We start from the raw sequence: 2,161 nt of genomic DNA on the forward strand, positions 1-2,161 counted from the left end.
TTAGTAGCTGCCCGGATGATTTGACGGTGTGTCCGCGGCCTTCGGATGGCCGGATGGCCGGATGGCGTTCGGATACTCCGATGCGGTCACGACGGCTGGCGAACTCCGCCCGTGGATCGATGCTGATCCGCTCTCGAGAAAGGTTCCGGCGATGACGGTCTCCAATTCCACGGTTCCGCGCGGCCCATCCCAGGCGTTTCCGCGGCACCCGCCGGCGGCCGGCGGGCCGCCACCGACCTGCTCGGCCTGCACCGTGACGGTCGGACAGCCGCCGAGTTCCCCAGGGTGCGCCAGCTGCTGGCGGACGCCTCCGCGCAGGAGCTGGCCCGGGCGGGGCGCCTGCTGGCCCAGGTCGACCCGGACGAGGTGCTGCGGGAGCATCCGTCGACCCCGGTCGTGCGGATCGCCGTCACCGCGCACGGGACGGTGTCTGCGCTGCTGCCGGCCCTGGCCGGGGAACTGGGCCGGCATGGCCTGCTGCTGCGCCCCCATCTGGGGGCCTTCGACAGCTACGTGTTCGAGCTCACCGATCCCGGCAGCTCCCTGCACGCCCACGGGGCCGATCTCGTCCTGGCCCTGCTCGACCCGACGATCGTCTTCGACGAGGTGCCGCTTCCGTGGGATCCCGACGCGGTCGAACGGGTCCTGGACGCCAAGATCTCCCTGCTCGAGACGTTGGTCACCCGCTTCACCGAGATCAGCCGGGGAACCCTGGTGCTCAACACGCTGCCGTTGCCACGCCGGTTCACCGCCCAGCTCGTCGACCATCGGTCGCGGGCCCGGCTGGGGGCGGTGTGGCGGCGGGCGAACGCCCGGCTGCTCGGCCTCACCGAGCGCTTTCCCGCGCTGGTGGTGCTCGATCTGGACCCGCTCGTCGCCGAGGGCGTGCCGGTCACCGACCCCCGGCTGACGGTCTACGCCAAGGCGTACCTGTCCACCGAGCTGCTCGCCGCCTACGCGCGGGAGGCCGGCCACCTCGCCCGCAACATCGCAGGGCGTACCAGCAAGGCCCTGGTGCTCGACCTGGACAACACCCTGTGGGGCGGGATCGTCGGTGACGACGGGGTGGAGGGCATCGAGGTCGCCGGCTCCTACCGGGGTGAGGCGTTCCGGGCCGTGCAGAAGGTCGTGAAGCAGATCGGGGCGCAGGGTGTGCTGCTCGCGGCGGTCAGCAAGAACGAGGCCGACGTGGTGCGCGACGCGCTCGCCGGGCATCCGGAGATGACGCTGCGCCCGGACGACTTCGTGCGGGTCATCGCCAACTGGCGGCCCAAGCACGAGAACCTGCTGGACCTTGCTGCCTCGCTCAACATCGGGGTCGACAGCTTCGTCTTCGTCGATGACTCCCCCTACGAGCGCGGCCTCGTCCGGGCCGAGCTGCCGGACGTCGCCGTGGTCGCCGTCGACGAGGATCCCGCCGGCCACCTGGACGCGGTGCTGCGTGACGGCTGGTTCGACACCCGGGAGCTGACCGCCGAGGACCGGGTCCGGGCACGGCGCTACCGGGAGGAGCTCGACCGCCGCGACTTCCAGGAGAGCTTCACCTCGATCGAGGACTACCTGAGCGGCCTGGAGATCGTGGTGCGGCTGGGGGTCGCCCGGGATGCCGACGTGCCCCGGGTCAGCCAGCTCACCCTGCGGACGAACCAGTTCAACACCACGACCCGCCGGTTGCCCGCGCCGGACCTGCGCGATCTGCTCGACCGGCCGGAGCACACGGTTCTCACGATCCGCTCCGCGGACCGTTTCGGTGACAACGGCCTGGTCGGCGTGGTCTTCCTGCGCCGGGTGGAGGAGGTCGTGCACATCGACAACTTCCTGCTGAGCTGCCGGGTGTTCTCCCGGGGAATCGAGCAGGCGTGCCTGGCGACCGTGCTCGAACGCGCCCGTGACACGGGCGCGCGCGCTGTCGTCGCCGCCTACCGGCCGACGGCGAAGAACCGCATCGTGGCTGACTTCTACCCCCGGCACGGGTTCGCCCCGACCAGCCCGGCATCCGTGGACGGCCCGCGGGGGGCGAACGCGCGGGACGGCGGCGATGGCGCGACGACGTTCCGGCACGATCTGACGTCGCTCACGCAGATCCCTGCCTACGTCACCCTGCTCGACGAAACCCTGGTGGCTGGCTCGTAGGCGGGTGACCGGCAGGCACCGGCAGAAG

The 2,161-nt window shown here is 71.2% G+C and carries 1 protein-coding gene; it reads left to right on the forward strand.

The window, feature by feature from the left end; translation table 11 throughout:
* Positions 1–285 precede the first annotated feature (285 nt).
* Positions 286–2,133: an HAD-IIIC family phosphatase gene (locus NBX02_RS09220; protein ID WP_250284233.1), complete on the forward strand. Its 1,848-nt coding sequence runs from the start codon at positions 286–288 to the stop codon at positions 2,131–2,133.
* Positions 2,134–2,161: the final 28 nt, after the last annotated feature.

The sequence above is a fragment of the Protofrankia sp. CiP1_Cm_nod1 genome (genome assembly GCF_920888515.1).
Lineage (GTDB): Bacteria > Actinomycetota > Actinomycetes > Frankiales > Frankiaceae > Protofrankia.